The organism is Microcoleus sp. Aus8_D2, from assembly GCF_036702665.1.
GTDB lineage: Bacteria > Cyanobacteriota > Cyanobacteriia > Cyanobacteriales > Microcoleaceae > Microcoleus.
Window position 1 is genome coordinate 1 of the sequence record NZ_JAUBUN010000059.1, and the last position, 26,885, is coordinate 26,885.

Consider the following 26,885-nt stretch of genomic DNA (forward strand, 5'->3'; position numbering starts at 1 on the left):
GGGAGCTCCCCCGCCCAACCCCTACTCCCCACAATAACAATTAAAATTGTAAGGTATTTAATTTGCGATCCTTAGTTTGTTGGCATTGGGAGTTGATACCCCTGACATTTGTTTCAAGCAACACGTCTTGTGTAGTAGCGGTCTATTGTTTGACTGTTAGGCCAGATCCCCCCGGCGCCCCCCTTAAAGAAGGGGGGGACAAGAGCATCTTGCGTCCCCGCCGCCCCCATGATAGTCGGGGGGGACAGGATTCTTCTCAAAGTCAACCCCTACTCCCCAAGGGAGCGGGGATGCGAGGGGGATCTGGCCTCAGCTCAAAGCGAGATTTATCAAGGGTTTGACGTGTTTATTGACACCAATGCCCCCCGCACCCTAGAAGTTTGGGCGATCGAAAAAAATCCAGCAAACGATATGTTTGCTGGATTGAGTAGGCAGGAAACTTTTAGCGAATACTGTGACGAAGCAAAGTGACTAAGCTCGATCTACAATCTCTTTGGCTTGATCTTTGAGGTCTTCTTTCATGTGAATTGCTGATGCTTCGTCCTGCTTGGCTTGACCTTCTAATTTATCTTTCTGGTTGCCTGTAACTTCGCTAACAGCTTCTTGGATTTTGCCTTCAATATTCTTAGCAGTTGCTTCGACTCTGTTTTCAATGGTCATAATTTTTTCTCCTAACCTTACAACTACTACTGTATAAATTAAAAGCTGAGTCTGAATCTATCTTGAGAAAGATTTGGATATCTATCTAAAGATTGGTTAAATCGGAACTTCGACAAGTTTATTGCGGGAGGAAAGACCGGATTTAATGGCGATCGCAGATTTCGGCACTTTAAACTTTTTCGCCAACAGCACGATTAACTCTTGATTGGCTTTTCCATCCACGGGCGGGGATTTGAGATGTACTGTCAGGCTGCCGTCTGGTTGCTCTTCGATGCTTTGCTGTTTGGAATTAGGTTTAACTTTAACTGTAAGAATTTTCATGTAACTAATAACTAATAACTAAGCTGTTCTACATTTAAATTGTATTTTTTGTGCTGCGAGACGCCCAACCCCTACTCCCCACAAGAACTTTATCAAATTTTGATTGTGTAGTTTAGAACAGCTTAATAACTAATAACTAATAACTAATAACTAATAACTAATGACTATCTGAATGTTCGATTTTTGTGCCTAAAACTTTCAGAAATTCAGCCAGCCAGTTAGGATGTGCAGGCCACGCGGGGGCTGTGACTAAGTTGCCATCGACTACTGCTTCGGTGACAGGAACTTCGGTATATTTGCCACCAGCCCGGAGGATGTCGTGGCTGCAAGCTGGGTATGCGGTGCAGCGTTTGCCTTCGAGTACGCCGGCGGCGGTGAGGACTTGCAATCCGTGACAAATAGATGCGATCGGCTTTTTGCTGTTGGCAAAGTAGCGGGTAATTTGCAGCACTTGTTCGTTGAGGCGGATGTATTCTGGGGATCGTCCTCCGGGGATAATCAAAGCGTCGTAGTCGGCGGGGTTGATTTCGTCAAAAGTTGCGTTTAAAGTAAAGTTGTGACCTGGTTTTTCGCTGTAGGTTTGATCGCCTTCAAAGTCGTGAACTGCCGTGCGAATTGTTTGGCCTGCGGCTTTGTCCGGGCAGACTGCATGGACGGTATGACCTACCATTTGCAATGCTTGGAAGGGAACCATTACTTCGTAGTCTTCTACAAAGTCGCCGACTAACATTAATATTTTTTTTGTCATGTTTGTAACTCCTGTTATTTTGATTTGGTTAAATAGCAATAGGCTTTAGATAAGGCTGATCCCCCCTAGCCCCCCGAACCAAGGGGGTAACAAGAATTTGCTCTTTCGTCCCCCTTTTTAAGGGGGATGCGAGGGGGATATCCGAGGAATAAACAGTTTTAACCCAAGCGTATTTGGTTATATAGGATTCAAAAAAAATGCGGGGCAGTTAAAAATCCTGCCCCACCATCTATTCTGGAATCTAGAAACCGTTGCGGCCCCAAATTACCATTGAAATTGAGAAGGAGAACAGAACTAGCACCGAAACCCAACCGAGCGACAAAATATCCATAGCTATTTATTGAACAAACTGTACAAAGTGACTCCAAACCTTATGATAAGTCAATTAGAGCCATTTTTGAAATGAGGGCGCTGTGAAGGACTCGTCAAATTTTAGTCCCGCTGAGCGGGTAGAATCTTTGAAAGCAGGGAGTGTTGCTGCTTTGTCTTGTTTGCTTGCTTTTGGGGCGATCGCCCTTGTGAACAGCTTAATCTTAGCCGAGAGGTGGGATGCTCTGGCCGCTTTGCAGGTCAGGGAAATTGACCTAAATTTTGGATTGAGAGGATTGATGGCACTTTTGGGCGGTTTTTTGTTTGGCGTCACATACCGCTATGCTATCCGCCACGATACTAACCCGCAGCTTAAATCTGGTGTGGTGTTGGCTTTTGGGCTGGTGCGTGCTTTTGGACAGTTGGATGCTGGATTGTCTTTTGAGGCGGGGAAAATGCCGGGTTTGCAGGAGTTATTGCCGTTTGCGGTGGTTGGTGTCGAGAGTGTGGTATTGTTTGCGATCGCGGGTTTGATGTTGGATTGGGCGATCCTCTTCGAGGGCTTCGCTAACGGGCGATCGTGGATTAAGCCTTTCGGGCGATCGTCGTAGATCAGACGGCGGTTGAAACCGCGGAGTTTACGGGTACACAAACAATGTCCGAGCGAGCGAGGGACTAAGACAGAATAACGTAATTTTAAATGCTGATTCTTCAACCTGCGGAGGCAGGTTTTGTCTGTATCGACGCCGTTTCAACCGCCCGGTCTTCTTATCCCAAGCCTAATACATCATATTCTAAATTGCCGTAAACCATTTGCTTGTCAACCGCCGACAAAACTTTATGATTAGCAGCATCCGAAACTAAACACTGACAAACTAACTGCGCTACATCCGCCCGATGAATCGTTCCCGCAACTCGACAATCTTCTGTTAACACACCATTGCCCGTTGCAGGTTCCGATTTCAGTCCGCCCGGACGAATTACAGTATAAATCATCCCGCTTGCTATTAAATGATTTTCAGCTTTTTCCTTTTCAAGTAACACCGGGCGCAATGTTTCTAAAGCTTGCGGCGGTAAAGCGGCGGCAGTGTTACCGCTACCGATGGATGAAACTAAAATAAATTTTTGCACGCCTGCTTTGACAGCAGCATCAATCAAGTTTTTGTTGCCCAAATAATCGGCTCTTTCCCCATCTTTTGGCAAGCCGCCAATGGTGCTGATTGCGGCATGGATTGGTGCGCCTCCAGCCATCGCAGCTTCCACAGCCGCAGCGTCCAAAGCGTCGCCTGTCATGACTTTGATGCCCATTGCTTCTAATTCGGTGCGGTTGGTGGGCGATCGCAAAAGTGCCGTTACTTGCATATTTTGTGCTACCAGACATTTGGCGATTTCTAAGCCAACGCCTCGACTAGCACCCGCTAAAAAGATGTGGGATTTATCTGTCATATTAATTTTGTTTTAGTTTGTGCAGAAATTGGTTTTTTTGACTGTGGAACAGTATACAACAATCTTCGGTAATTTTTTTAATGGTTTTTTTTTTACCGCAGAGGGCGCAGAGGGCGCAGAGTCAGAGAGGGGAAAGATTCGCAATTTCCAATTTACGTTAGATTTTTTTGCCGACGATTACTACCCAAGATTGGGCTTCGCGAGGCAAGCCGGGAGGGCGATAGTAGTGATTAACAATGGCAAATCCCGCTTGTTCCAAACAAGGCGCTAAAGTTTCGTATTCCCATCCCGCAGTATACCGTTTTCCCGTCGGTCGTTCGTCGTATCCTTCCCAATTTCCCCGACACATTGACATGACAATTGCACCGCCAACTACTAATGTTTTGTGCAAATCCTGGAGGACTTTCACCATTTTGTCGCTGGGAACATGAATTAGGGAAGCATTGGCGAAAATACCCTCAAATTCTGTCTTTGGTAAGTCTAGTTCTAGAAATGATTGTTGCCAAACTTCGCAGCCGGATAACTTCTTTGCTATTTCTACAAAAGCTGGAGTTGCATCTAAGCCTACAACTGTATGTCCTTGGCTCTTGAAGGCTACTAAATCTCGTCCTGGGCCGCATCCTATGTCGAGGATTTTACCGGGGTTGCGGGGCATGGCAGCAGTGAGTGCATCGCGATTTTGGGATACGTCGTGATGCCATGTTCCTTGAAGGAAAGATTCGGCGGTTGTCTGGTATTCTGCGATCGTGATTTCTTCGCGTTTGTCCACTATTTCCCCTCTTATATAAGTTAAAATTGGTTCGTAGTGAGGACTTTAGTCCGCAAAAAACGAAGGACTAAAGTCCTCACTACGAACGCTTTGTAATAGGGCTGAATCTGAGTTAAGAAACAAGGCTTTTTTGTTCTAACTGGGTAAGTTCTGATTCTACTTCTAAGATAGAACCTTCGGGAGATTCGATCGCAAATCCTGCATCTCGAATCATATCCCAATCTTGATTGGCACTTTGTCCGGGAGTTGTGAGATAATCGCCTACAAAGATCGAATTAGCAGCGTAAAGTCCCAGAGGTTGCATCGATCGCAAATGCACCTCCCGTCCCCCAGCAATCCGAATTTCTTGGCTGGGAAGCAAAAATCGGAACAAGCAGAGAATCCGCAAACATTGGCGCGGATTTAAGCGATTAACGTCCGCAAAGGGCGTTCCGGGAATCGGAATGAAAAAGTTGACCGGTACGCTAGTAACGCCCAAATTCCGCAACGACAGCGCTAAATCGATCGCATCATCATCGGATTCGCCCATCCCCAAAATTCCACCGGAACAAGTCGTGATTCCGGCTGCTTTGACGTTGGCGACTGTTTCCACGCGATCGCCAAAAGTGTGAGTTGTGCAGATGTCCGTGTGGTACGATTCGGAGGTGTTGAGATTGTGATTGACGCGATCGACTCCGGCCTTTGCCAAACGGTGAGTTTGCTCCTCGCTCAACAATCCCAAACAAGCGCAAATTTTTAGGTTATGATTTGCCTTGACGGTTTCTACAGCATCCAAAACGCGATCGAAAGTAGATGCGCTAGGTTGGCGGCCAGAAATCACCAAACAAAACGTACCAGCTTTTAAATCAGCCGCGCGTTGGGCCGCATCCAGAATTTTATCCTTAGCTAAAAGCGGATACTTTTCAATTTCCGCAGTTGAAATTTTAGACTGAGAACAATAATGGCAATCTTCAGGACAAAGGCCGCTTTGAGCGTTTAACAAATAGTGCAACCTGACGCGGTTTCCCCAGTAGTGGCGGCGCACCCGATAAGCTGCGTTTAGTTGTTCCAGCAAAACCTCATCCGGCGCGCGCAATACAGCCAAAGATTGCTCGCGAGAGAGACATTTCCCCGCCAGCGAGTCATCAGCCAAATCGTTCCAATTGGGTAAATTCATTACTAAAAATCAAGAGTTTACAAAGTATCCAAAACCTGACGAATTACGCGATAAATCGATTCTAGTTCATCAGGAGAAATGCAGTAGGGAGGCATCAAGTAAAGCGTGTTTCCCAAGGGACGGAGCAAAAACCCCGCTTCGAGAAATCTGGCTTTCAATACAGGGGCGATGTCATTAAAATAACCGGAAACGCTTGCCGTTTTGACATCCATTGCTGCGATGGTACCGCAAGTCCGAATCCGTTCAAGTTTAGGATGATCGATCAGCCATTGATTCAGGTATTTGTGGTGCAGTTTTTCCATTCCTCGATAAGCATTTTGGTTTTGCTCCAAAAGCTCCATGGATGCTACACTCACCGCACAAGCTAAGGGATTTCCGGTGTAAGAATGACCGTGAAAAAAAGCTTTATCCGATTCATCTCGCCAGAAAGCTTGATAAATATCCTCCGATGCCATTGTGACAGCAATTGGCAAGCAGCCGCCAGACAATCCTTTAGACAAACACAGGATATCAGGTGCAGTTGCAGATTTAACAGAGGCAAACAGTTCGCCCGTGCGCCCAAAACCCGTCATCACTTCATCGTAAATCAACAATACATTAAACTGGCGAGCAATTTGTGCGATCGCCCGCAAAAACTCAGGGCGACACATCCGCATTCCCCCAGCACCTTGTACCAAAGGTTCAATAAAAATCCCCGCATAGCCATTCCCCCCTTTTAACAAAGACTCCAGTTTCTCCAAACTCGCCGTCTCCTTGCTTTCCACCTCCTCATCGCCATCAAAAGTCGCCGGAAAAGGCACAACATCCCCAGCAAACATTAAAGGCGCAAAAGGTTCCCACCACAGCGAACTTCTGCCCGCAGACATCGCCCCCACGGTATCACCGTGATAACCTCCCTCAAAACTAATAAAGCTAGTGCGGTTAGTTTCTCCCAGATTTTGCCAATATTGGAACGCCATTTTCAAAGCCACTTCAACCGCAGTCGAACCATTATCAGAAAAGAAAATCCTGGTTAAAGAATCAGGCGTCTGAGTTATTAATTTTTCAGCAAGTTTCTCGGCAGGTTCGTGAGTAAATCCAGCAAAGATGACGTGTTCTAAATTTTTGGCTTGTTCGTAAAGAGCCTCCGCCAGAACCGGATGGCTGTGCCCGTGAATAGTCACCCACCAACTAGAAATACAGTCAAGAATTTGCCGCCCATCTGCTAGTTCCAGAAACGCCCCTTTCCCGCTAACTACCTTTAAAGGCAAAACAGCAGTTTTCATTTGCGTGAAGGGCTGCCAAATTGGTGAATCTGAAGATTTATGTTCTGGATTTGCTGTCATTTTTGCCACTACAACCAATATTAACTTGCATTTTATTAATATACCAATTTTTCCTCACATTAACTGGTTCCTAGGCTCTGCCTGGGAATCGAGATATAGAGGCTCTGCCTCGGCTGCAAAAAAGAATGCAGAGCCTCCGTATCTGCGTTAACAGGCCGAGCCTGATAACGAGTAATAACCAATTTCAACCTGTATTATATAGCAATCTTAACTGCAATCAACTGGTTTTAACTGGTTCCCAGGCAGAGCCTAGGAACCGATATAAGCGAGGAAGAGCCTCGGCACAGAATTAAGGAGGCAGAGCCTCCGGATCTGCGTTACCAGGCAGAGCCTGATAACGAGTAGAATGACCAATGACTAATGACTAATGACCAATGACCAGTTAAAGCAGCTAGAATTTTCGACCAATCAGCAAATAAGTTGTCATTGCCCCTTTGCCTTTAACATTAACTTTACCGCGTTTTTCCAACACATACTTATCCCGCAGCAACTCATAAGTTGATGTGCTAATTTGAATTTTACCAGGAAGTCCCTGGGATTCCATACGGCTTGCTGTATTCACCGCATCTCCCCACAAATCGTAAATAAACTTTTTAGTGCCGATGACACCGGCGACAACAGGCCCACTATTAATTCCAATGCGGATCTTGAGAGGTTGGCCAGATTCGTCGCTGAATTTTATAATTTCTGCCTGCATTTCCATCGCCATTTCGGCAATAGATTCTGCATGATTTGTACAGGGAAGTGGCAAACCGCCTGCTACCATATAATTGTCGCCAATAGTCTTAATTTTTTCTAAGCCGTATTTCTCGCTTAAGCAATCGAAAGCCGAGAATATTTTGTTCAGCAATTCGACTAATTCTTCAGGAGACGTGCGGGAAGAGATTTCGGTAAAGCCGACAATATCCGCAAACAGCACCGTCACCTCGGCAAATCCGTCCGCAATATTGATATGACCTTGTTTTAGGCGATCGGCAATCATTTCGGGTAAAATATTTAGCAGTAAACGTTCCGACTTTTCTTGTTCGGCGCGCAATATTTCCTCAGCTTGTTTCCGCTGTGCGATTTCCTTGTAAACTCGTTGAAACATTTGATTGAAGGCGGCCATAACTTCTCCTAACTCGTCATCGCGCTTGACAGATAGAGAGTAGAAATCAGGTTTTTCTCGATCTTTGCTCAAAGCGACTCCCGCAGCGATCAAATCATCGCGCAATCTCAAGATTGGTGCAATTACTGTCACCCCTAAAAACAGCATAGTGACAGAAGTGACAAAGGCTGATATAATGATGACTAGAATAGCAATTCGCCCTATAAATGCGTATAGTTCTGGTTGAACAGTAGAAGCATCATGCCGAACAATTAACGTATAATCTCCTCCCAAATGTCGCTCTGTCCAAGCAATATCGTAGCGCTTGCCATCGAAATTTTTCTGGCGAACTATACGAGCAATTTTTAGTTCATCCAAATCAATTTCGGGTGCTTCACCAAGTTTAGATATTAGCTGACCGTCAAATTGGTAAATAGATAGTCCTAATACTACTTGAGAATCCTTAGTAATATTTTTGACTTCTTCTTCAAAGACAGTACGATCGTAAATATCTTGTTTGAGCAAAACCTCTAGAGCCTCAACAGTCGCGCGAGATACCTGTTCCAGTTGATTTAAAAGTTCATTTTCGCGCCGAAAATAAGAGGGAACTAAAATAATTCCCTCTATCACAAGAATGCTCGCAAATACCCACAAAGCTATTTGCCTAGACAACCGAGATTTGAAAAAACCCAAAAATGATAAAATGCGCACTGACATAAAATTTACTATTCTGCAAATGGCTAATTTAGGATATCGGAAAAGATAAGACGGGGGTTGAAACCAGGTTTAGACAAACAAAGTCCGCGCCTTCGCCGACTGAATGAAGAAGAGCGCGTAATTTTAACCGCCTGCTCTTCAACCCGCTTGGAGTGGGTTTTGCTTGTATAGACGCGGTTTCAACCGCGAGCGTCTTCTCCCAAGCCTATTCACTCAGGACTAACTAGCAGACCCCTAATAATATAATAAACAAATTAAACCGAAACTACACTAACTAATCGGCCTCTAAGCAAATAAGTATTCATGTCGCCCTTGCCTTTGATGTGGATAATTCCTCTGTCTTCAAAAAGATACTTATTTTGCAAGATATCGTAGGTTGATTGGGTGACTTGAATCGCGCCGGAAATACCGTGGGATTCCATTCTAGATGCTGTATTGACGGCATCGCCCCAGAGGTCGTAAATGAATTTTTTGGTACCAATAACTCCCGCAATCGCAGGCCCGGTATTGATGCCGATCCGAATGTTAATTCCTGCATGATGTTTGGCATTAAATTTTGCTAATTCCTCCTGCATATCTAAGGCCATTTCTGCAATGCTTTCGGCGTGGTTGGTGCTGGGATTTGGCAAACCTCCCACTACCATGTAAGCATCTCCAATGGTTTTGATTTTTTCCAAGCCGTACTTTTCCGTCAAATCATCGAAGGCTGAGAAAATTTCGTTGAGAAAAACGAGCAGTTCTTCGGGAGATATTTGTGCTGAAAGCACGGTAAAGCCGACGATATCCGCAAACAAAATCGTGACTTCTGCGAAGCCGTCAGCAATACTGCTTTGACCGTCTTTTAGCTTTGCAGCAATGGATTCGGGTAAAATATTGAGCAACAGGCGATCGCTCTTTTCTTGTTCTTTTAGCAATTCTACATTAGTTTCTTGCAATTGTGCCGTGCGTTCCCTGACGCGCTGTTCTAATTGTTTGGCATTTTGGCGCAACCTGCTGAGAGCTAAAGTTAATCCTGTTATCCCTAAAATTGAAATTCCTGCTAACAATAAAAACAGGTCTTTTAATCCGACGCGAGTCTTTTGAGTGATGGTTTCTAGAGGTTGAGTAATTTCTAATATCCCGCGCACATCTCCCACTTTCCAGTCTGTTTTAGGACTGTCGCGGTTAGTATTGTGACAATTGACGCAGCTAGGAAGGAGAATATCTGCCTCGGCATATCGAAATGCTGGTTTGCCTCGAAAATCCTCACGTCGAAAAAATTTTTCGGTCGGATTTTGCGTCAAATAGGTAATAGCTTGCCTTTCAAAATCGTCTCGGGGGCCTCCTTCTTCTCGCCGCCAAGGAAACGGGTAGTTGCTGTAGAGACGAACTGATACTTCGGGATTTTTGTTAGTTATCTGGTTGCCGAGTTCTATTAAGTAACTGGCAGGTACAGGAACTGTTACTTTTGTTGGTGTTGGGTTGTAGTCGTGGGAGAAGTTAATCGCTTTCTTCGTGTTCAAAGGACTGATAACATCGGAACTGTAAAGGGTACGGGCTTCTTTAATTGCTTGGGAGTAGAGGGTGGCATTTTGGAGGGCTTGCGATTGTATTAGGGTAGATGAAAGACGAGACATATTTGCCATTGCTACTCCTACGCCTACGCAAAATAAAATTGTCACCGCCAGCAAAATTCGCTTGTAAATTAATTTGCTGATGGCAGCCAGACTGCGAGAAATCAACTTGTCCATGCTATCCTCAAGTGTGAGGTTTAATCTTGATTTGATTTGATGCACTACTAGGATAACACTGCTTTTTAAGAGTGTTTTGCTGTACGGCAAGACATGAGAGGGCCAGGGAGGGTTAATTCTTATTTCCCGCGAGTGTTTCGCTTGTCCGTAAAAATACGCATAATTCTATAATTTTTTTATGTTGAGTGAAGTACAGGTACTCGGGCAAGGAGACGGCAGTGCCGTGTCCCTACTTTTTGCTTGATATCGGTTAGGATAGCGATTGTAGTCTATAATTGGCGATCGTGAATTCTGACTCTATTGTCTCACCTGTACGCAACGAAATTTTTCCGGGAGAAGTTTTCGTCAATACGGCGGATTTTGATACTGGCATTCGGCGACTTTTACCTAAATATGACGAAATGCTGGATGTATTAGCAGGCTGCATTGCTAGCGCCAACGATCGCATTTTAGAACTCGGCTGCGGTACGGGGGAACTGAGTTTAAAAGTTCTGCAATGCTACCCATCTGCGGAAATAGTTGCTGTGGATTATTCGCCGCGAATGCTTGATTTTGCCCGCGCCAAAATAGAGTCGGCCGGATACGCAGCCCGGTGGACTGGTATAGAATTGGATTTTGGAGAATGGGCGAACAATCCAAATGTTTCAGGTTTGGGCGAGCAATTCAATTCTGGCATTTCATCTCTGGCAATTCACCATCTTGAGGACGAGATGAAGCTGAAATTGTTTCAACGGATTCGCGAAAGTTTAGCTGCTGGTGGCTGTTTTTGGAATGCCGATCCGGTTTTGGCAGAATCAGTAGCAATGAAGGATATTTATCAAGCGGCGCGAGAAGATTGGGCGCTAAGTCAGGGGGAAACTTTGGCCGCAATTCGCGCTGGTGTGGGCACGAGTGTGGCTTATGGGTATTCTAATCCCGATCGCCTAGCTACACTGGCGGCACAGTTGGAAATGCTGGCAAATGCTGGATTTGAGACTGTGGCGGTTCCTTGGAAATACTACGGTATGGCGGTGTTTGGGGGATTTGTTAGTTAAATTATTTAATGATTAAAATTGAGCGATTGAAATCGCCTCTAGACAAACAAAGTCCGCCGACGCGGACTATAGGAATAAACAAACAACAGTTGTAAATTTAAGGGGTCGGGGCAGTAATTTCTGCTGGTGCGATCGCCCCTGGTGCAGGTACTGCTTGTTTTTCCAGGAGTTGGCGCTGTTTGTTGCGAAATTCTGCGGCCGCGTCGTTCAAATTTTGGCGCTGTTCGGTATTGAATTCTTCGATGCTGCGGCCGTTTCCCAATCTGGATCTGTGGATTAAATCAAATATTCCACCTCCGCTGCTGCGGCCGGAAAAAGGGTCGGTGTTGTCTTTGGTTTGAAAGTCTTGCAGCGGTTGGGCGCTATTATTATTTAAATCGCTGGCTTGGGCGAAGGTTGTTTGAGGTGAGAAAATTGCACAGGTGGCGATCGCACTTGCAGCAATCCGAACCATCAATTTGGTCGATTTAGCAGTTTTGCTGTTCATGATTTGTGAGTTGAATCTTCAAAAAAACAATTGTATCTCAACAATATTCTGACTGGTGGCTAAATATTATATTACTTCGATCGGGCTAAGGAGACGGCAGTGCCCATTGGTCTCAAATTTAGCTGCGAACGTATTCACAGACTGCTGTTTGCCGCCGAGGCCCGATCCCCCCTAGCCCCCCTTAAGAAGGGGGGGACAAGAAGCGCTCAAAGTGGGTCTTCTTAAGGGGGATTTAGGGGGATCTAGACTTGGATACAAACCAGAGATAGAAAGGGTTTTTAGCCTGGTTGTTGACAGGATGAAAGGCAATGCCGTATCCCTAGCATTGACGGTGCAGATAACCCTAACCCTAAGCAAACCGTCGCCGCAGCAGGGGTTGAATGCTGAGGAGCGCCACCAAATCAAACGCCAGCAGAACTAATAGCGCTCCTCCAAAGGTGACAGTACCCCAAGGAGCTTGCATCACGACGCTAGCTAGCGACCAATCGCTGTGGAGGTACAAATAGCGGATGGGTTCGATCGCGTAACTCAGAGGATTGAGAGTCACTACAACTTGCAACCAGTGTGGCATAAACGACAGCGGCGCGAGGGCTGTGCTGGCAAATAACAGCGGCAAGTTGGTGACAAAAATTACTGCGATTAATTCTACGTGACCGGGGAGAGCGAAGGCTAAACCTAGACTCAAACCGGTGACACCCAAAACTAATAGTAGGACAATTAGGGCGATCGCCCCGAGTCCGGCAATTCCAGGGAATCCCGAACCCAAAAAGGCTCCTGCGGTAACGATTGCGCCTGTTTGGATGAAGCTGAGGGTGACGATGAAAATCGCCGAAGCGAGGACGATGGAAAATCTGGAAGCCAGGGGCGCGACTAACAGGCGGTTGAGAAATCCGAATTCGCGATCGAACATAATCGGCAAACCCGCATTCAGCGCCCCTGCAAATGCAGTAAAAACGATCACGCCTGCGCCGAGAAATTGTCCGTAATTTTGGCTTTCGCCGAACAAGCCGGCGGGTGCATTTTTAAACAGAGCTCCGAATAAAACCAACCACATCAGCGGCTGAATAATTCCTGCAACTAAGGTGGAGGGGCGGCGCTGCAATTGAATAAACAGGCGCTTGGTTAAGGCCAGTGTTTCTTGTATAAAGTCGGCCAGCAGGGAACTGTTGGGGGGTGCAATGGCCGCCCGGGGCGATCGTTGCTGCTTGAGGTTGTTGGGGGATGTGACAGTACCGCTCATAATTGCTTGTTGATTTTGACTGTTGTGATTATTTTTACAGGAAATATGGTGAATGGGATTTTGGCAGGCTGCTTTGATTATAGGCTATTTGGAGTTGAGAGGGCGAATAGCATTAGCTTTCTCGCTCCGAAAGAATGCGATCGAAGTATTAATCTGTTGGTGTTATTGCGAGCGAATTCTGGTAATTGTTCCAACTCTGACGCACTCGTTGAAGGTTGTTCTATCATGTCTCGTTGAACCACTGCAACCAGTAGACTAATCTGGGTGATGAAATAATATCCTCTACAGCATATTCATCTTCCGTATGGTGAAAAATATCAACTGGTTGCTCCTGACTGAACGGACAAAACAGGCGGACTGTGCGATCGGGTTCTAAGCTTGTCCAATCTAGCGTGATACTACCTCGATAGTCTGTAGCAGCCGATGCTTTGGGAAAATTACCACCCAAAACATCATAGGCTTCTACCACCCATTTCATCGCTGTCCTAAAAGCGTATTCTGTGGGTTTAAAAATTCCATATTCGTCTTCTTCTTCTAAATCTAAAAGTTCGAGGAGACGTTCCACTGTAATTCTGAAGTTTAATAATCCCTTACTGCTACTCTCAGCAATTTGTTCGTTAGCTACAGTCATAAGATATAATCCTCAAGCCGATCGCCAGTTTAATTTTAACACGGTTTTTGTAGCCTGCTTGGATTCTCAGCTATTTGGAGTTGAGAGGGCTGGGGTAGCGAGTTCATCGAGTAGCTGGCATGACAGGATAAGTTTGTGGTAAAATTAGTAGACGCTACACATTAATAATTTAGTTTCTAGACTCTTAAGAAAATTGGAGGATAAGTTGATGTCATCAAGTGCGATCGCCACTTTGATAAAAATCATGGAATCTCTGCCGGAAACTGTGCAAGATATAGTTGTTGAACACTTGCAACAATATATTCGGAAATATAATATTACTGTTGCTGTGAATTCTGAAGGTAAGTTGGAGATTCCGGCAGAGATTGAAAGTCAACTGAAGCCTGGGGATAAATATACACTGACAGTTACAGAAGATAGCATGGTTTTTCAGAAGGTGAAAACAGGTTTTGACTGGGAGGAATGGCGGCGACGTATAGATTCATTACCACCCGATCCAAATCCGATGACAATAGAGGAAATTTGTGAAGTTGTCCGAGAAGTTCGCCGCGAAAAACAGTCTGAAAGAGAGTTACAGCTATTAGAAGCACTGTATCAGTGTCTGACACAAATACAGTCTGATACTCAAGTTATAGAAATACCTTCAGTTGCTCAATATCCCAGCCGCCGGGAGTTTATAAAATTGCCCATAGAAGAGAGACGGCGCATTTTAGCAGAACAGGCTGAGGTGATGTTAAGTCATTACCAGGAAGATAGAGAATGGCAAGAATTACAGACAGGAGACTTAATTGACGACTAACTCTCCGTCTCCCAAACGCGGTGATGTTTGGCTTGCTAATTTTGACCCGACAGTGGGGGCAGAAATTAAAAAAATTCGTCCGGCTGTGGTGGTAAGTTCTGATAGTGTTGGCAAATTGCCGATTAAATTAATTGCACCAATCACAGATTGGAAAGAATATTATATTGGCAATATTTGGCACGTCAGAATTGATCCAGATAGTGCTAATAATTTAACGAAAGTTTCGGCGGTGGACGTGCTACAATTGCGTGGTATGGATTTACAAAGATTTATTCGTAAGCTCGGAGAAGTTTCGACTGCTACTATGGATGACATTGCCATAGCGATCGCATCGGTAGTTGAGTATCGGTAGTTAATGAAAGAGCGATCGCACCTCATTAAAGGAAGGGCGATCGCTACTCTGCAAATTTTATTCTTGGTCGTTTAATATCAACGACCAAATTTACCCAGTGTCATCATTGAAATTGCAATTGATCCGAAACCAATTATCAACAAAAAACATCCGAATATTGGATAAATGTGCCAAATCCAAGGTTTGTGTTCAATCTCTCCAAACCGCCAATTATATTTAGTCAATCCCTCAATAAAAAATCCCATTCCTGCTAAAACCAGCATAGCACCTGGCCCACCAATCAGCGTTGCCATTACCATAGTTCCAAAAGCAATCCCAGATTGTTGAAACAGCGATGCTACGGAAATTACCAATCCAATAACTGAACCCATGATTGCCCAGCTAATGAAGTATTTCTGTTTAAGTTTGCGAGAATATTCATCCATTGGTATTGCCTTCCAAACAAAAGTTTTGACTATTTTTTATTGAGTAGCATGAACGCTAAGTTCTTAGATTATTAAAGACAGAGTTGGGTTTTGCTTTCGCTCAACCCAATCGCCTGCTTATTTTAATAGAAAACCTTTCCCTTTACACCGTGAGCACAATGCTTCTCTGACTGCTTTTTGAGGTTTGATTTTTCCCTTTCCCTGGCATGAAGGGCATATTATTCTCTGTTCTTTTTTTCAAAAGCGTTTGGATTTCTTTTATCGGGTGGTTTTTCCTTGGACATAATTCATTCTCCTTGTACATTTGTGCAAATCGCTCTTTGGGAAAAAGAGGAGCGATCGCGATCATTTCTGAAGCGCGAGCGCGACACCGAGAACAAAAAGTAATTAATGCAGTAAATAATTCACTTTCTACCTCTCCCCAAATCTCGGTTGCGTTCAGTCTTACATTTTTCACTACAGTAATAAGCACCAAAACTATTAATAATTCTGGTAGCAGGGAACTCTTTAGCGCACCAAGCACATTTAGCAGTTTGAGCCATACTATTCACCTAAAACTCTTACAGATCCTATTCTGCACATCAGAGTTTGGTTATGACCATCGGAAAAAGTCAGATTTTGTCGGATGTTAAAAAAATACCAATGCTAGAAAATGTTAGAAAATGTCATAACTTGTCAGATATAATTGGCAAAACCCATAGCAGCTAGCCGACCAATGGATGTTAAAGAAGTGTTAAGATTTACCGACAATCTAGTTTTCGCCAAAACAGGAAAACACCTCGACGACCTGCAAGAGACTGTACTGCGGGGTGTTTGGCAAGGTAAGACATACATTCAGATCGCCGACGAATCTGACTACAGTGAGGGTTACACTAGGGATGTTACCTCAAAATTATTCAAAGTTTTGTCAAAGTTATTAAGAGAAGATATAAATAAATCGAATTTTCGCTCAACAATGGAAAGATATCAAGTTTCCCATAATTCTAATTTCCTTAATTCTAATTTTTTAGAACAGGGTAACATCAACTTCTGCACAGAAATCTCACACCCTCCAAACGCTCAACAAAAATCACCTCCTGAACAAACCTCAACTGAAGGCGACACCGAACAAAAACAGCGACTTGATTTAAGAGATGCACCGACTCTCAGAACATTCTACGATCGCCCCAACTCCCCCCTCACCACCCTCGAAACCTGGATTGTAGAGCAAAACTGCCGCCTAGTCGCCATCACAGGAATCAGCGGTATCGGCAAAAGTGCGATCGCCCGTCACCTCATCCCGCAAATTCAAACTCAATTCGATCGCATCATCTGGCGCAGTCTCGGCACCTCCCCACCCCTCGAAACAACTCTCAAACACCTCATTCAATTTCTCTCAAATCAACACCCCCCCAACCCCCCCTTACCAAGGGGGGGCGAAGGGGGGGTTTTCCCCGCTAACACCGACGAACAGTTGTCCGTACTAATAGAATATTTGCGCGAATACCGCTGTCTGATAATCTTAGATGACGGGCAAAAAATCCTCAGCAGCGGGCAACTTGCAGGTAATTATAAACCCGGATATGAAAATTACGGAATCCTATTTAAACTCATCGGAGAACTCTCCCACAACAGTTGCTTAATCCTCAATAGTTGGGAAGCACCCTTAGACATTCTCACCTTCACTCCCGATCGCTCAGAAGTACGCTTTTTACAATTAAACGGTTTAAGTGAAGTAGCAGCCAGCGCCATCCTCAAAGACAGCAGTCTACTCGATGAGGAAAAATGGCCGAGCTTGATAAATTTTTATGGCAGCAATCCACTATATTTAAAATTAACAGCTCAGACAATCAAAAACCTATTCGGCGGGAAAGTCGCTCAATACTTGAGTTATGAACCCGCCTTTTTAAGCGACGAATTGACGCCAATATTACAGCAACATTATCAGAGATTGTCGGAAATAGAGAAACAGGCGAGCGCTCAAATCAGCAACGAAATCGAACCTGTCTCGCTTACCCAATTGATGGCCAAATGTCAAGGTTCGCCAGCCGAATTTTTCAAAGCAATACATTCTTTAACAAGACGCGGAATGATTGAAAATTTGTGCGGTGAAGCTGAAACCGTTTTCACGATGCAGCCTGTGTTAAAAGAGTATGTTAAAATGGTTGCGGGATAGTCTTAAAAATATAGCTAATATCAATTTTTTATGAGGCTGCATAGAATCAGATCCCCCCTAACCCCCCTTAATAAGGGGGGGACAAGATTCGTATCAAAGTCAACCCCTACTCCCCTTATTAAGGGGGATTTAGGGGGATCGGAATATGTGCAACTTCACATTAAATTGGTATAAATGAGAATCAACCATGACCGCAATTCCTACCCAAATTAAGCAGAACCTCACTTTTGAGCAATTTGTCAAGCAACTTCCAGATGAAGACGGACGCTATGAACTTGTTAATGGAGAAATTGTAAAAATCTTACCACCAATCAGGCTGCACGAAAATGTAGCTGATTTCCTTGAAAATACCTTCCAAGACGAAGTAAAACGCCTCAACCTCAATTACAGGATATCTGGCAGAATTGTAGTCAGAACTTTAACTTCAAATGGTAGAAAACAAGGCCGCCATCCTGATGTTAGTGTAATAGATAAAACCCTCTGGGAATCACAGCCTTTCGCCCATTCAGCCATAACTGAACCGCTGCAATTAGTTGTAGAAGTTGTATCGACAAATTGGGAAGATGATTATATCGATAAGCTGGATGAATATCAGCGTCTGGGAATTTCTGAATACTGGATTGTCGATTATTTGGGTTTGGGAAGTCGGGATTATTTAGGTAATCCGAAAGTTCCCACAGTTTTTGTTTACTTGCTTGATGAAAATGGGGTTTATCAAATGACTGCTTTCCGAGGAAATGAGCGAATTATTTCTAGAACTTTCCCAGAATTAGCGCTGACAGCAGAACAAGTATTGGATGTGTAAAAAAGCGATCGCCCATCTTTCCCGATAAAAAGTGCGCCCTCCGGCTGAGGACACGGCGGCGTACCTTTCGTCGTGTCAACAACCAGGTCAAACTTAGTCATATATTGCTGTTTGGCTATTAAGGCCTGATCCCCCCTAACCCCCCTTCCCAAGGGGGGGACAAGAACTAGATCAAAGTCCCCCTTCTTAAGGGGGATTTAGGGGGATCGGGCCTCGGATAAAAGCGAGATTTTTCAATGGCTTCAGGCTTAAATTGACACATATCGGCACTGCCGTGTCCCTACAGATATTGCTTTCACCAATTGGTATAATTTAAGACCGCATCGCCTGCTTTTGCTCTGCCTTCAAATCGCGGTTGCTAGCCGCCGCCAACTCCGCATCCAACAAAGTTTTGCCCGTAGCCGCCAAGTAAACATCATCCAAACTCGGGCGAGATTGAGCAATCCCAAAAGTAGGAAGTCCCGCATCTTTCAATGCTTGCTGAATGGTGACAAGGGCGTCGCTTTGTGCAGCCACTACCAAATTGAGAGAATTGCCTTGGGCGGTGTTGATAATTACTTCTTGCACGAAAGGCAGAGATTGCATTAAAGCTTGGGCTTTTTGAGCTTCTTCGATCGGCGAAAATTCCCGAATCCGCAGAGTCACCCGATCGCCCCCAACGCGATTTTTCAACTCCTCCGGCGTCCCCTCCGCAATCACTGTACCCTTGTCAATAATCGCCACGCGATCGGCCAAAGCATCAACTTCTTCGAGATAATGGCTGGTAATCAACACCGTCGTACCTTCCTCCCGCAAGCGGCGCAGGAAATTCCACACCACCACCCGACTTTCAATATCGAGCCCGACAGTCGGTTCATCTAACACCAAAACATCCGGCTGGTGGAGCAATCCAGCAGCTAAGTCGAGGCGCTTGCGAATACCGCCGGAATAGGTACCCGTTTTTTTATTTTCCCATTCCTCCAAACCGAGGAGTTGCACCATTTTGTCAATCCGCCCTTTAATGGTATTGCGCGGCAAATGGTAAAGCGCTGCTTGCAGTTGCAGGAGTTCGCGCCCTGTCAACACCTTATCGAGAGCGACTTCTTGGGCGACGTAGCCGAGTTTCTGTCTCGCCATTCTCGGCTGGCTGACTGCACAAATGCCTGACACTTCAATACGTCCGCGATCGGGCGCGCTCAATGTACAAAGTACCCGCAGGGTTGTGGTTTTGCCTGCACCGTTGGGGCCTAGCAAACCAAATATTTCCCCCGGTTCTACCTTGAAGGAAACATCTTTAACGGCTTCTACTGTGCCGTAGCGTTTCTGAAGATTTTCAATTAAAACGGCGGGAGCCATATATTTTGGGGATGAACTGGTTGTTAATATTTTGACACTTCTGGGCTTAATTTGCCGGAATGGGCGATCGACCAATGGGACTGGCTGTGCTTGTAATAATAGCAGAATCCTCCGCAACCGGAAACTGCTGATTGTTTTGATTTTTGATACCTGTTTAAAAAATATCAATTTTATAGCAGTTCCCAACCCCGAGCGCCATCAGTCTTTCCTCATCTCAAATATAAAATTTCACATCCTAAAAAGTATGAGTTTTGAGTTAATTCTAACTTTTCAGTTAGCAACTCAAAACTCACAAGTTTTTCACCAGTAGAGATGCACCCGAAACCTGTTATTTTAAAATTATCTCTACCTATAGGCTGATGTCGATCGCGATTTCAATCATTAACACCGCTCTCAAAATCAAACTGTCGCTCCAACTATTAAACACGAAAAACTTCCCCAGGTGGCAAGTTCTACTTTTAACTCTCCGATCGGGAGTTGGCTCCTGTCTCTTTAATCGACAATTTTTACCCAACCGCGGCGCACGTTGTACAGCAGTCGGTTGATGATGGCATACTCATCTTCATTCAGCGTTCTTTCTAAGAGTGCGGCCCTGAGCTGTCTCCGGTCGTGGCGAGTCACGACGCTGGAGAACATGACCTGACCAAATAGCTCTTCGAGTGTCATCTGGGATACTGACATGATAAACCTCCTAATTGATTGAGATAGATAAAATTTCTACAGGCTCGTTGTCATTCTAGTATGCTATGTCCGATCGCCGATTCATGCGATCGAAAACATTGACACGGTGTGATTTTTGCGCTACAAATCTGTGACCGACACTTGGACGCCCAGTGACTCGGATCTTTTAAATTCGTGATGCTTGTCACAGAAGGAAGTTCGGCAACGAAGCGGTGTACGGGATGTAACGGATGTAACGGATGTAACAGATAGAAGGAAGAAGTCCGAGGGAACAGGGAAGTTCAGCAACGAGTCATGTACGGGATTTAACGGATGGATGTTGAGCAAAAAGGGAAGAAGGCTATAACGGCTTCGCGAGCGGGTAAAAAGAGGGATTCGGGGAGAAGACCGATCGGGCGATCGACAAATCTCAACTTCGCCGATCGCCCGCCATTGCTCTCCATCCCCTCCTAATCCGTTCTCAACCTTATTTTCCCATCTGCCAATTTTCCAGCTAATTCAGGCATCGGTCAATAGTCGCCACCACCGACTCGGCCAACTCTTGCAGCGCGTAACCGCCCTCCAAACCGAAGGCTATGCGGCGGGTAATTTGCAGGCAATATCCCGTGAAAGTACCGAAATCTGACGGCGCCAGATTCATGCTCGCCAGCGGATCGGACGCAGTAGCGTCGTAACCGGCGCTGACAATCAACAAATCCGGTTCAAAATTTGACAAAAACGGCACCACAAGAGATTCAAAGGCGCTCAGGTATTCAGCTATACCGCCGCCCGGATACAGGGGAATGTTCAGCACGTTGTTGTAGGCGCCGCGCTCTTGGGCATCTCCTGTTCCCGGATAGCAGGGAGATTGGTGCAGGGAACAGTAGGCAATTTGGCGGCAGTTTTCCACCAAAGATTGAGTGCCGTTACCGTGGTGCACGTCCCAGTCGAGGATGGCGACGCGGTTGATTCCCGGCTGTTCCAAGGCGTAGTTCGCGGCGATCGCAGCATTGGAAAACAAGCAAAAACCCATCGCGCGGCTGTTTTCGGCGTGGTGTCCGGGCGGCCTCGCCAGCACGAAAGCCGGTGCGTTTCCTGATAGCACTCGATCGACCCCATCGAGCCAAGCACTCGCCGCCAGCAGCGCTACGTCGTAACTTTCAGCAGAAATCGGCGTATCGCCGTCGAGGTAGCCACCTCCCCGTTTTGCCAAATGTTCGACTTCTTTGATGTATCTTGGCGCGTGAACTTTTTTGATCGCTGACAACAGTTCTGGTTCGCGCTGCGCCACTGGGGTGGGCAGTTGCCACTCAATGCGATCGGCCCAGGGAGCAGCTTTCAGAGCATTGACGATCGCCGTCAAACGTTCGGGTCGCTCTGGGTGCAGCATTCCAGTCTTGTGCAGCAAAAAATCGGGGGAGTAGATGACGGGTAGCATCGGCAGATTTTAGAGGTGATTTTTTATATTTTAGATTTTCAGTTTGCTTTAATTCGGCATTCGGCTTTGTGAAATTAAAATTTCGATCGGGCAACCATTTTACTTTTTTTATAGAGCCCTCAAAAAAACTCACCCAAGTATGAAAGCCGATCGCCTAAAAAAACCTTTCTAGCTTTTGCCAATTGATGACTAAATCACCAACTGCAAAATTATCAATTGTCCAGGTTTCGTCCCTTAATTTTTCTGGCAACTTTTCCCTAAAATCCAAGGCAAATTGTGATATAATTTTAGGAGTAATTTGCAATATTTGGCAGCTCTACTGAATCCAAATCGATTTTATCGCATTTTGGGGATTTATAGCGGTCAAATTTAAAGTTTTAACGGAGTTTTTCAACCTATGAGTATCTCTGAGTCGCGGATAATCCCGACGGATCTGGGTGGTGAGATGTCCCGATCGTACTTGGAATACGCCATGAGCGTCATAGTCGGTCGGGCGCTACCAGATGCCAGGGACGGTCTCAAGCCCGTTCACCGACGCATTCTCTACGCCATGAACGAATTGGGCTTGAGTCCCGATCGACCATTCCGCAAATGCGCCCGCGTCGTCGGGGAGGTGCTGGGCAAGTATCACCCGCACGGAGATACAGCGGTTTACGACGCCCTGGTACGGATGGCTCAAGATTTCTCCATGCGGGAACGCCTGATCAACGGCCACGGCAACTTCGGTTCCGTTGACAACGACCCGCCCGCTGCCATGCGGTACACCGAATGTCGCCTCACAGCCCTGACTAGCGACTCGATGCTGCGCGACATCGACTGCGAAACCGTAGATTTCGGCGACAACTTCGACGGTTCCCAACAAGAACCCCTCGTCCTCCCCGCACGCATCCCCCAAATTTTGCTCAACGGTTCCTCCGGGATTGCTGTAGGGATGGCCACCAACATTCCGCCACACAACTTGGGCGAAATAATTGACGGTTTGGTAGCGCTGATCCACAATCCAGCAATTACCGACCTGGAATTGATGCAGTACATTCCCGGCCCGGACTTTCCCACCGGCGGGCAAATTCTCGGCAAAGGTGGCATTCGCGACGCTTACACCACCGGGCGCGGTTCGATTACCATGCGCGGAGTCGCCAACATTGAAACGATCGAACACGTCGGCCGCCCCGACAAAGAAGCAATTATTATCACCGAATTGCCTTACCAAACAAACAAGGCAGCACTAATTGAGAAAATTGCCGAACTGGTAAACGACAAAAGATTAGATGGAATTTCCGACATTCGCGACGAAAGCGACAGAGACGGAATGCGCATCGTGATCGAACTTAAGCGCGACGCCTATCCCCGCGTCGTCCTCAACAACCTCTACAAACAAACACCGCTCCAATCAAATTTTGGAGCCAATATGTTAGCGCTAGTAAACGGGGAACCCCAACTACTGACGCTCTCACAATTCCTCAATGTCTTCCTAGACTTCCGCATTGAGACAATTACTCGCCGGACTCAATACGAACTCCGCAAAGCAGAAGAACGCGACCATCTCCTGCAAGGCTTATTAATTGCCCTAGACAACTTAGATGCAATTATTCACCTAATTCGCGCCGCTGCCGACTCCGCAGCAGCGAAACAGGAATTGATGGATAATTACGGTCTTTCCGAACAGCAATCCGATGCAATTCTGCAAATGCAGCTCCGGCGATTGACAGCCTTGGAAGCGCAAAAAATTCAGCAAGAACACGAAGAACTGCGAGCTAAAATTGCCGACTTGGAAGACATCTTAGCGCGCCGGGAACGCATCTTAGAAATCGCCGAAGTTGAAGCAGTAGAAATTCAAACCAAAATCGCCACTCCCAGACGCAGCGTCATCGAACACGCCGAAGGAGAAATCGATGAAAGAGATTTAATTGCCAACGAACAAGCAATTATTCTGATCACAGAGCAAGGCTACATCAAGCGGATGCCGGTCAGCACTTTCGAGGCCCAAAGTCGGGCTACTCGCGGCAAAGCAGGCGCGAAAATGAAGGAAGATGACGGAGTAGAACATTTCCTTTCCTGTTGCGATCACGACAGCGTTTTATTCTTCAGCGATAGAGGCGTAGTTTACTCTCTCAAAGCTTATCAAATCCCCGTCAGTTCCCGGACTGCGCGCGGCACTCCCGTCGTGCAATTGCTGCCAATTCCTATAGAAGAAAAAATCACTTCTATGGTGTCAGTTACAGAATTCACCAGCGAAGAATACTTGGTAATGCTGACTCGCAGCGGCTATATCAAGAAAACCGCACTTTCAGCTTTTGCCAATATCCGCACTAACGGATTAATCGCGATTTCTTTAGAAGAAGGCGACCAGTTGCGCTGGGTGCGGAGAGCAAAAGTTGGTGACAGCATCATCATCGGTACGCGCCAAGGGATGGCGATTCACTTCCGCACCAATCACGAACAGTTGCGCCCCGTCGGCCGCGCGACTCGGGGTGTAAAATCAATGAAATTGCGATCGGGCGATGAGTTGATCAGCATGGACATTTTGCCGAGTTCCATTGTTGCCGAAATTGCTGACACTGAAGATTCGGAATTGGAAGGAACAGATATTGCTCTGTTAGGAACTGAAGATTCGGAATTGGAAGGAGCAGAAATTGCTGAATTGGAAACCGAAGATGTGGAATTGGAAGATGAAGAATTAGAAGCGCAAGGTGAGGAAATTGAAGGCGAAGATGCCGAAGAAATTTCGGCAACTAGCAGCGAAGTTCCTTCGGTGTTGGTAATCACCACCAACGGCTACGGGAAGCGAGTTCCCGTTTCTCAATTCCGCCTACAAAGACGTGCAGGTAAGGGATTAACTGCTACTAAATTCAAGTCTAAAAAAGGTAAGGATGAGGTAGCTGCGCTGCGAATTGTCAATGACAACGATGAGCTGATGATTATTACCAACCGAGGTATTATTATCCGTCAGGTTGTGAGTGCAATTTCCACGCAATCGCGCACTGCAACGGGCGTGCGGGTGCAGCGCTTGGATGAGGATGATTCGATCGTAGCTGTGGCTTTGGTGCCGCCTGCGGGTGAAGAATCGGCAGAAGAAGCTGCATCTGAGGAAGTGGCAGAATAGTCATAGGTTAATGGTTTGTAGGGTGCGCAGTGCGCACCTTACTGCTGCTGCTGAACGATCGAAGCCGTAGGGTGCGGATCCATCAACAATCCTCAAGAAAGAGCGAAAATCTAATAGCGACGCACCTATTCCATCCGTGGCTAAGGAAACAAACGCAACATTTTTGTTGTAGCAAGCTTTTGAATAAATGATCTAAGGATCGCAAATTAAATAACTTACAATTTTAATTGTTATTGTGGGGTGTCCCGCCCGCCCTTTTGGACGGGCGAGACGCCCACCCCACAAACTTGTGTAAGTTATTTAATTCTCATTCCTAAGGTGCGTCGCCATTAGATTTTCGATAGAATCTAGTGATTTTTAATGGTGACGCACCCTACGACTACTGTTGCATAAGTTTTGAAAAATGGTATAACGAGAAATCACGCAAGAAACCGGGTTTCTGATGTCTGCGTATATCCAGCGCTGGAATCATTGACAATCGATCCGATAATTGCTATAGCATAATATAAGCGTAAAGTTAATAGTAAAAGTCTGTAAAAATGCCTTATTTAACAGCAGCCAACGACATCAAAGCACTCATCGCTAAATTTTCGCAAGCTAAAATCCTGTGGGTTGACACAGAAATAGCAGACTATAAATCCAACCCCAGATTATCTCTAATTCAAGTGTTAGCTGACTCCACCGATGCGACAGGAGATGCCACTTTTATACTAGATGTCTTAGATCAACCTGAATTAGCAAAAGATTTCATCAACCAAATCATGGTAAATCCAGATATTGAAAAAGTCTTCCACAGCGCCAGCTATGACATCAGATTTCTGGGTAATGACGACGCCAAAAATGTCACTTGTACATTAAAAATGTCGAGACAGATTCCAGCTTATATCCTCCCCTTACCCAACCGACAACTCAAAACCTTAATCGAAACACTTTGCGGCATTACTTATGTAGATAAAACAGAACAAAGTGGCGATTGGGCAAAGCGTCCCCTGACCCAGAAGCAGCTAGAATATGCCAAGATGGACGCGGTTTATCTAGCTCAAGTGCACCGCCGCCTGCTAGAAATCCTTGCCCAATCTTACCCCGCACCCGCAACGGAAAACTTGACAGCCTTGGGGGAAAAATATCAGCAAATAGAATCTCAGTGGAAGCCGCTAGATGCAGAAATTGCTGAAGTGAAAGAACGATTTAAAGCGGCGATGCTGGTGCAACAGCTCAAAGATAGTTCTTATTTTCAGCTTTCCAGTTCGATAACGATGAAAGTTGATTTCATGACGCTGGCGAGACTGGCGCACACTCAGGGAATTGAGTTTAATTTTCCGGTGACGCTGACGAAAGAAATTCAAAAACAGTTAGGGGAATTTATTACTCATCCATCTTTACAAGTTGAGGATATTGCTAGTTGGCGCTTGAATTCTCTTGTACAGCAACGGCGAAATTCTACTAATAAAAAAATTGCGCCGACACCGGAGAGTGAGGATTTAACAGCTTTGGGGAAAAGGTATCAAGAAATTTTGCCTGAATGGAAGTTGCTGGATTCAGAAGTTGAGCATCTGAAAGAACGGATTAAAAAAGCAATGTTGGTGCAAAACAAGAGCAATACTTCTCATTTTAAGTTATCTAGTTCCTCGATTTTGAAGGTGGATTTTGCTAGCTTGGCTAAACTTGTGCATTTGGCGGGAGTTGAGTTGGATTTTATGGTGACGCTGACTCAATTCATTCAAAAGCAGTTGGGGGATGCGATTAACAAAATTGATGTGCAAATTGAGTATATTACCAGTTGGCGGATGACGGCTAAGACTGTGGAAGATGAAGATGAGGAAATTCCGTTTTGAGTAAAATGGTTTGTAGTGAGGACTTTAGTCCGCTCTATTGGGAAGAAGACTGAAGTCCTTACTACGAACCGAAGATTGTGTTTGTAGTGAAGACTTTACTCCGCTCTATTGGGAAGAAGACTGAAGTCCTTACTACGAACCGAAGATTGTGTTTGTAGTGAGGACTTTACTCCGCTCTATTGGGAAGAGGACTGAAGTCCTTACTACGAACCGAAGATTGTGTTTGTAGTGAGGACTTTAGTCCGCTCTATTGGGAAGAGGACTGAAGTCCTTACTACGAACCGAAGATTGTGTTTGTAGTGAGGACTTTAGTCCGCT

General features: G+C 45.6%; 28 protein-coding genes. 10 read left to right on the forward strand and 18 right to left on the reverse strand.

Going from position 1 to position 26,885, the window contains the following annotated elements; translation table 11 throughout:
* The first annotated feature begins 228 nt into the window (after positions 1-228).
* The gene (locus tag QUB64_RS29550) at positions 229-471 is read left to right on the forward strand and encodes a hypothetical protein (protein WP_333274303.1); all 243 of its coding nucleotides are present in this window, start codon (positions 229-231) and stop codon (positions 469-471) included.
* On the opposite strand, the gene QUB64_RS29555 is transcribed toward QUB64_RS29550, so the two are convergent.
* The 4 genes from QUB64_RS29555 to petN form a co-directional block, all read right to left on the reverse strand.
* Entirely contained in the window at positions 472-660 is a 189-nt protein-coding gene (locus QUB64_RS29555) for a CsbD family protein (RefSeq protein WP_333274306.1), read from the reverse strand.
* 96 nt (positions 661-756) lie between these two features.
* The gene (locus QUB64_RS29560) at positions 757-981 is read right to left on the reverse strand and encodes a DUF167 domain-containing protein (protein ID WP_333274308.1); all 225 of its coding nucleotides are present in this window, start codon (positions 979-981) and stop codon (positions 757-759) included.
* A 157-nt stretch (positions 982-1,138) separates the two neighbouring features.
* Positions 1,139-1,729, reverse strand: a complete 591-nt coding sequence (locus QUB64_RS29565; RefSeq protein WP_333274311.1) for a DJ-1/PfpI family protein — start codon at positions 1,727-1,729, stop codon at positions 1,139-1,141.
* 241 nt (positions 1,730-1,970) lie between these two features.
* Positions 1,971-2,060: a cytochrome b6-f complex subunit PetN gene (gene petN, locus QUB64_RS29570; protein WP_071883976.1), complete on the reverse strand. Its 90-nt coding sequence runs from the start codon at positions 2,058-2,060 to the stop codon at positions 1,971-1,973.
* Positions 2,061-2,142: 82 nt separating this feature from the next.
* On the opposite strand from petN, the gene QUB64_RS29575 reads away from it, so the two are divergent.
* Entirely contained in the window at positions 2,143-2,649 is a 507-nt protein-coding gene (locus tag QUB64_RS29575) for a hypothetical protein (protein WP_333274314.1), read from the forward strand.
* A 157-nt stretch (positions 2,650-2,806) separates the two neighbouring features.
* Here the strand turns inward: QUB64_RS29575 and QUB64_RS29580 are convergent, their stop codons facing one another.
* The 6 genes from QUB64_RS29580 to QUB64_RS33115 form a co-directional block, all read right to left on the reverse strand.
* Positions 2,807-3,484: an SDR family oxidoreductase gene (locus QUB64_RS29580; RefSeq protein WP_333274316.1), complete on the reverse strand. Its 678-nt coding sequence runs from the start codon at positions 3,482-3,484 to the stop codon at positions 2,807-2,809.
* A gap of 157 nt (positions 3,485-3,641) precedes the next feature.
* Entirely contained in the window at positions 3,642-4,253 is a 612-nt protein-coding gene (locus tag QUB64_RS29585; RefSeq protein WP_333274318.1) for a class I SAM-dependent methyltransferase, read from the reverse strand.
* A 112-nt stretch (positions 4,254-4,365) separates the two neighbouring features.
* Positions 4,366-5,409 carry a biotin synthase BioB gene (bioB, locus tag QUB64_RS29590; RefSeq protein WP_333274321.1) on the reverse strand — a complete coding sequence of 348 codons (1,044 nt, stop codon included), beginning with the start codon at positions 5,407-5,409 and terminating at the stop codon, positions 4,366-4,368.
* A 17-nt stretch (positions 5,410-5,426) separates the two neighbouring features.
* Positions 5,427-6,734 (reverse strand): adenosylmethionine--8-amino-7-oxononanoate transaminase, encoded by a 1,308-nt coding sequence (gene bioA, locus QUB64_RS29595; protein ID WP_333274323.1) that lies wholly within the window; start codon positions 6,732-6,734, stop codon positions 5,427-5,429.
* Between the two features lie 391 nt (positions 6,735-7,125).
* Positions 7,126-8,538 (reverse strand): adenylate/guanylate cyclase domain-containing protein, encoded by a 1,413-nt coding sequence (locus tag QUB64_RS29600; protein WP_333274325.1) that lies wholly within the window; start codon positions 8,536-8,538, stop codon positions 7,126-7,128.
* A gap of 254 nt (positions 8,539-8,792) precedes the next feature.
* Positions 8,793-10,268, reverse strand: coding sequence for an adenylate/guanylate cyclase domain-containing protein (locus QUB64_RS33115; protein WP_442921731.1), 1,476 nt, complete (start codon positions 10,266-10,268; stop codon positions 8,793-8,795).
* Positions 10,269-10,552: 284 nt separating this feature from the next.
* Between QUB64_RS33115 and QUB64_RS29615 the strand changes: the two genes are divergently transcribed.
* Positions 10,553-11,302 carry a class I SAM-dependent methyltransferase gene (locus QUB64_RS29615; RefSeq protein ID WP_333274328.1) on the forward strand — a complete coding sequence of 250 codons (750 nt, stop codon included), beginning with the start codon at positions 10,553-10,555 and terminating at the stop codon, positions 11,300-11,302.
* Between the two features lie 97 nt (positions 11,303-11,399).
* On the opposite strand, the gene QUB64_RS29620 is transcribed toward QUB64_RS29615, so the two are convergent.
* The 3 genes from QUB64_RS29620 to QUB64_RS29630 form a co-directional block, all read right to left on the reverse strand.
* Positions 11,400-11,789, reverse strand: coding sequence for a hypothetical protein (locus QUB64_RS29620; RefSeq protein WP_333274331.1), 390 nt, complete (start codon positions 11,787-11,789; stop codon positions 11,400-11,402).
* Positions 11,790-12,138: 349 nt separating this feature from the next.
* Entirely contained in the window at positions 12,139-13,029 is an 891-nt protein-coding gene (locus QUB64_RS29625) for an ABC transporter permease (protein WP_333274334.1), read from the reverse strand.
* A gap of 223 nt (positions 13,030-13,252) precedes the next feature.
* A complete protein-coding gene (locus QUB64_RS29630) occupies positions 13,253-13,660 on the reverse strand; it encodes a hypothetical protein (protein WP_333274336.1) in 408 nt (135 codons plus the stop codon).
* A gap of 208 nt (positions 13,661-13,868) precedes the next feature.
* Between QUB64_RS29630 and QUB64_RS29635 the strand changes: the two genes are divergently transcribed.
* Positions 13,869-14,459 carry a hypothetical protein gene (locus tag QUB64_RS29635; RefSeq protein ID WP_333274339.1) on the forward strand — a complete coding sequence of 197 codons (591 nt, stop codon included), beginning with the start codon at positions 13,869-13,871 and terminating at the stop codon, positions 14,457-14,459.
* Positions 14,449-14,811 (forward strand): type II toxin-antitoxin system PemK/MazF family toxin, encoded by a 363-nt coding sequence (locus tag QUB64_RS29640; RefSeq protein ID WP_333274342.1) that lies wholly within the window; start codon positions 14,449-14,451, stop codon positions 14,809-14,811. The genes QUB64_RS29635 and QUB64_RS29640 overlap by 11 nt, the downstream gene beginning before the upstream one ends.
* Before the next feature lie 77 nt (positions 14,812-14,888).
* Here the strand turns inward: QUB64_RS29640 and QUB64_RS29645 are convergent, their stop codons facing one another.
* Both QUB64_RS29645 and QUB64_RS29650 read right to left on the reverse strand, forming a co-directional pair.
* On the reverse strand, positions 14,889-15,236 hold the full coding sequence (locus tag QUB64_RS29645; RefSeq protein ID WP_333274345.1) for a hypothetical protein: 348 nt from the start codon (positions 15,234-15,236) through the stop codon (positions 14,889-14,891).
* A gap of 142 nt (positions 15,237-15,378) precedes the next feature.
* On the reverse strand, positions 15,379-15,759 hold the full coding sequence (locus QUB64_RS29650) for a hypothetical protein (protein ID WP_333274348.1): 381 nt from the start codon (positions 15,757-15,759) through the stop codon (positions 15,379-15,381).
* A 192-nt stretch (positions 15,760-15,951) separates the two neighbouring features.
* Here QUB64_RS29650 and QUB64_RS29655 point away from each other — a divergent pair, with 192 nt between their 5' ends.
* Both QUB64_RS29655 and QUB64_RS29660 read left to right on the forward strand, forming a co-directional pair.
* Positions 15,952-17,391, forward strand: coding sequence for an NB-ARC domain-containing protein (locus QUB64_RS29655; RefSeq protein WP_333274351.1), 1,440 nt, complete (start codon positions 15,952-15,954; stop codon positions 17,389-17,391).
* 187 nt (positions 17,392-17,578) lie between these two features.
* Positions 17,579-18,196 (forward strand): Uma2 family endonuclease, encoded by a 618-nt coding sequence (locus QUB64_RS29660; RefSeq protein WP_333274355.1) that lies wholly within the window; start codon positions 17,579-17,581, stop codon positions 18,194-18,196.
* 312 nt (positions 18,197-18,508) lie between these two features.
* Here the strand turns inward: QUB64_RS29660 and QUB64_RS29665 are convergent, their stop codons facing one another.
* Both QUB64_RS29665 and QUB64_RS29670 read right to left on the reverse strand, forming a co-directional pair.
* Positions 18,509-19,531 (reverse strand): ABC transporter ATP-binding protein, encoded by a 1,023-nt coding sequence (locus QUB64_RS29665; protein ID WP_333274358.1) that lies wholly within the window; start codon positions 19,529-19,531, stop codon positions 18,509-18,511.
* A gap of 492 nt (positions 19,532-20,023) precedes the next feature.
* On the reverse strand, positions 20,024-20,212 hold the full coding sequence (locus QUB64_RS29670) for a hypothetical protein (protein WP_333274361.1): 189 nt from the start codon (positions 20,210-20,212) through the stop codon (positions 20,024-20,026).
* Positions 20,213-20,524: 312 nt separating this feature from the next.
* Here QUB64_RS29670 and QUB64_RS29675 point away from each other — a divergent pair, with 312 nt between their 5' ends.
* Positions 20,525-20,665 (forward strand): hypothetical protein, encoded by a 141-nt coding sequence (locus QUB64_RS29675; RefSeq protein ID WP_333274363.1) that lies wholly within the window; start codon positions 20,525-20,527, stop codon positions 20,663-20,665.
* A 40-nt stretch (positions 20,666-20,705) separates the two neighbouring features.
* Here the strand turns inward: QUB64_RS29675 and QUB64_RS29680 are convergent, their stop codons facing one another.
* The gene (locus QUB64_RS29680) at positions 20,706-21,629 is read right to left on the reverse strand and encodes a histone deacetylase family protein (RefSeq protein WP_333274367.1); all 924 of its coding nucleotides are present in this window, start codon (positions 21,627-21,629) and stop codon (positions 20,706-20,708) included.
* Positions 21,630-22,026: 397 nt separating this feature from the next.
* Between QUB64_RS29680 and gyrA the strand changes: the two genes are divergently transcribed.
* Both gyrA and QUB64_RS29690 read left to right on the forward strand, forming a co-directional pair.
* Positions 22,027-24,732, forward strand: coding sequence for a DNA gyrase subunit A (gyrA, locus tag QUB64_RS29685; protein WP_333274370.1), 2,706 nt, complete (start codon positions 22,027-22,029; stop codon positions 24,730-24,732).
* 539 nt (positions 24,733-25,271) lie between these two features.
* Positions 25,272-26,567 carry a ribonuclease D gene (locus tag QUB64_RS29690; RefSeq protein ID WP_333274373.1) on the forward strand — a complete coding sequence of 432 codons (1,296 nt, stop codon included), beginning with the start codon at positions 25,272-25,274 and terminating at the stop codon, positions 26,565-26,567.
* The last annotated feature ends 318 nt before the right edge of the window (positions 26,568-26,885 follow it).

Excerpts from the sequence above, each read along its gene's own strand:
- QUB64_RS29550 (WP_333274303.1), top strand. The coding sequence starts at position 229 with ATGATAGTCGGGGGGGACAGGATTCTTCTCAAAGTCAACCCCTACTCC.
- QUB64_RS29555 (WP_333274306.1), bottom strand. The coding sequence starts at position 660 with ATGACCATTGAAAACAGAGTCGAAGCAACTGCTAAGAATATTGAAGGC.
- QUB64_RS29560 (WP_333274308.1), bottom strand. The coding sequence starts at position 981 with ATGAAAATTCTTACAGTTAAAGTTAAACCTAATTCCAAACAGCAAAGC.
- QUB64_RS29565 (WP_333274311.1), bottom strand. The coding sequence starts at position 1,729 with ATGACAAAAAAAATATTAATGTTAGTCGGCGACTTTGTAGAAGACTAC.
- petN (WP_071883976.1), bottom strand. The coding sequence starts at position 2,060 with ATGGATATTTTGTCGCTCGGTTGGGTTTCGGTGCTAGTTCTGTTCTCC.
- QUB64_RS29580 (WP_333274316.1), bottom strand. The coding sequence starts at position 3,484 with ATGACAGATAAATCCCACATCTTTTTAGCGGGTGCTAGTCGAGGCGTT.
- bioB (WP_333274321.1), bottom strand. The coding sequence starts at position 5,409 with ATGAATTTACCCAATTGGAACGATTTGGCTGATGACTCGCTGGCGGGG.
- bioA (WP_333274323.1), bottom strand. The coding sequence starts at position 6,734 with ATGACAGCAAATCCAGAACATAAATCTTCAGATTCACCAATTTGGCAG.
- QUB64_RS29600 (WP_333274325.1), bottom strand. The coding sequence starts at position 8,538 with ATGTCAGTGCGCATTTTATCATTTTTGGGTTTTTTCAAATCTCGGTTG.
- QUB64_RS33115 (WP_442921731.1), bottom strand. The coding sequence starts at position 10,268 with ATGGACAAGTTGATTTCTCGCAGTCTGGCTGCCATCAGCAAATTAATT.
- QUB64_RS29620 (WP_333274331.1), bottom strand. The coding sequence starts at position 11,789 with ATGAACAGCAAAACTGCTAAATCGACCAAATTGATGGTTCGGATTGCT.
- QUB64_RS29625 (WP_333274334.1), bottom strand. The coding sequence starts at position 13,029 with ATGAGCGGTACTGTCACATCCCCCAACAACCTCAAGCAGCAACGATCG.
- QUB64_RS29630 (WP_333274336.1), bottom strand. The coding sequence starts at position 13,660 with ATGACTGTAGCTAACGAACAAATTGCTGAGAGTAGCAGTAAGGGATTA.
- QUB64_RS29635 (WP_333274339.1), top strand. The coding sequence starts at position 13,869 with ATGTCATCAAGTGCGATCGCCACTTTGATAAAAATCATGGAATCTCTG.
- QUB64_RS29645 (WP_333274345.1), bottom strand. The coding sequence starts at position 15,236 with ATGGATGAATATTCTCGCAAACTTAAACAGAAATACTTCATTAGCTGG.
- QUB64_RS29655 (WP_333274351.1), top strand. The coding sequence starts at position 15,952 with ATGGATGTTAAAGAAGTGTTAAGATTTACCGACAATCTAGTTTTCGCC.
- QUB64_RS29660 (WP_333274355.1), top strand. The coding sequence starts at position 17,579 with ATGACCGCAATTCCTACCCAAATTAAGCAGAACCTCACTTTTGAGCAA.
- QUB64_RS29665 (WP_333274358.1), bottom strand. The coding sequence starts at position 19,531 with ATGGCTCCCGCCGTTTTAATTGAAAATCTTCAGAAACGCTACGGCACA.
- QUB64_RS29670 (WP_333274361.1), bottom strand. The coding sequence starts at position 20,212 with ATGTCAGTATCCCAGATGACACTCGAAGAGCTATTTGGTCAGGTCATG.
- QUB64_RS29675 (WP_333274363.1), top strand. The coding sequence starts at position 20,525 with ATGGATGTTGAGCAAAAAGGGAAGAAGGCTATAACGGCTTCGCGAGCG.
- QUB64_RS29680 (WP_333274367.1), bottom strand. The coding sequence starts at position 21,629 with ATGCTACCCGTCATCTACTCCCCCGATTTTTTGCTGCACAAGACTGGA.
- gyrA (WP_333274370.1), top strand. The coding sequence starts at position 22,027 with ATGAGTATCTCTGAGTCGCGGATAATCCCGACGGATCTGGGTGGTGAG.
- QUB64_RS29690 (WP_333274373.1), top strand. The coding sequence starts at position 25,272 with ATGCCTTATTTAACAGCAGCCAACGACATCAAAGCACTCATCGCTAAA.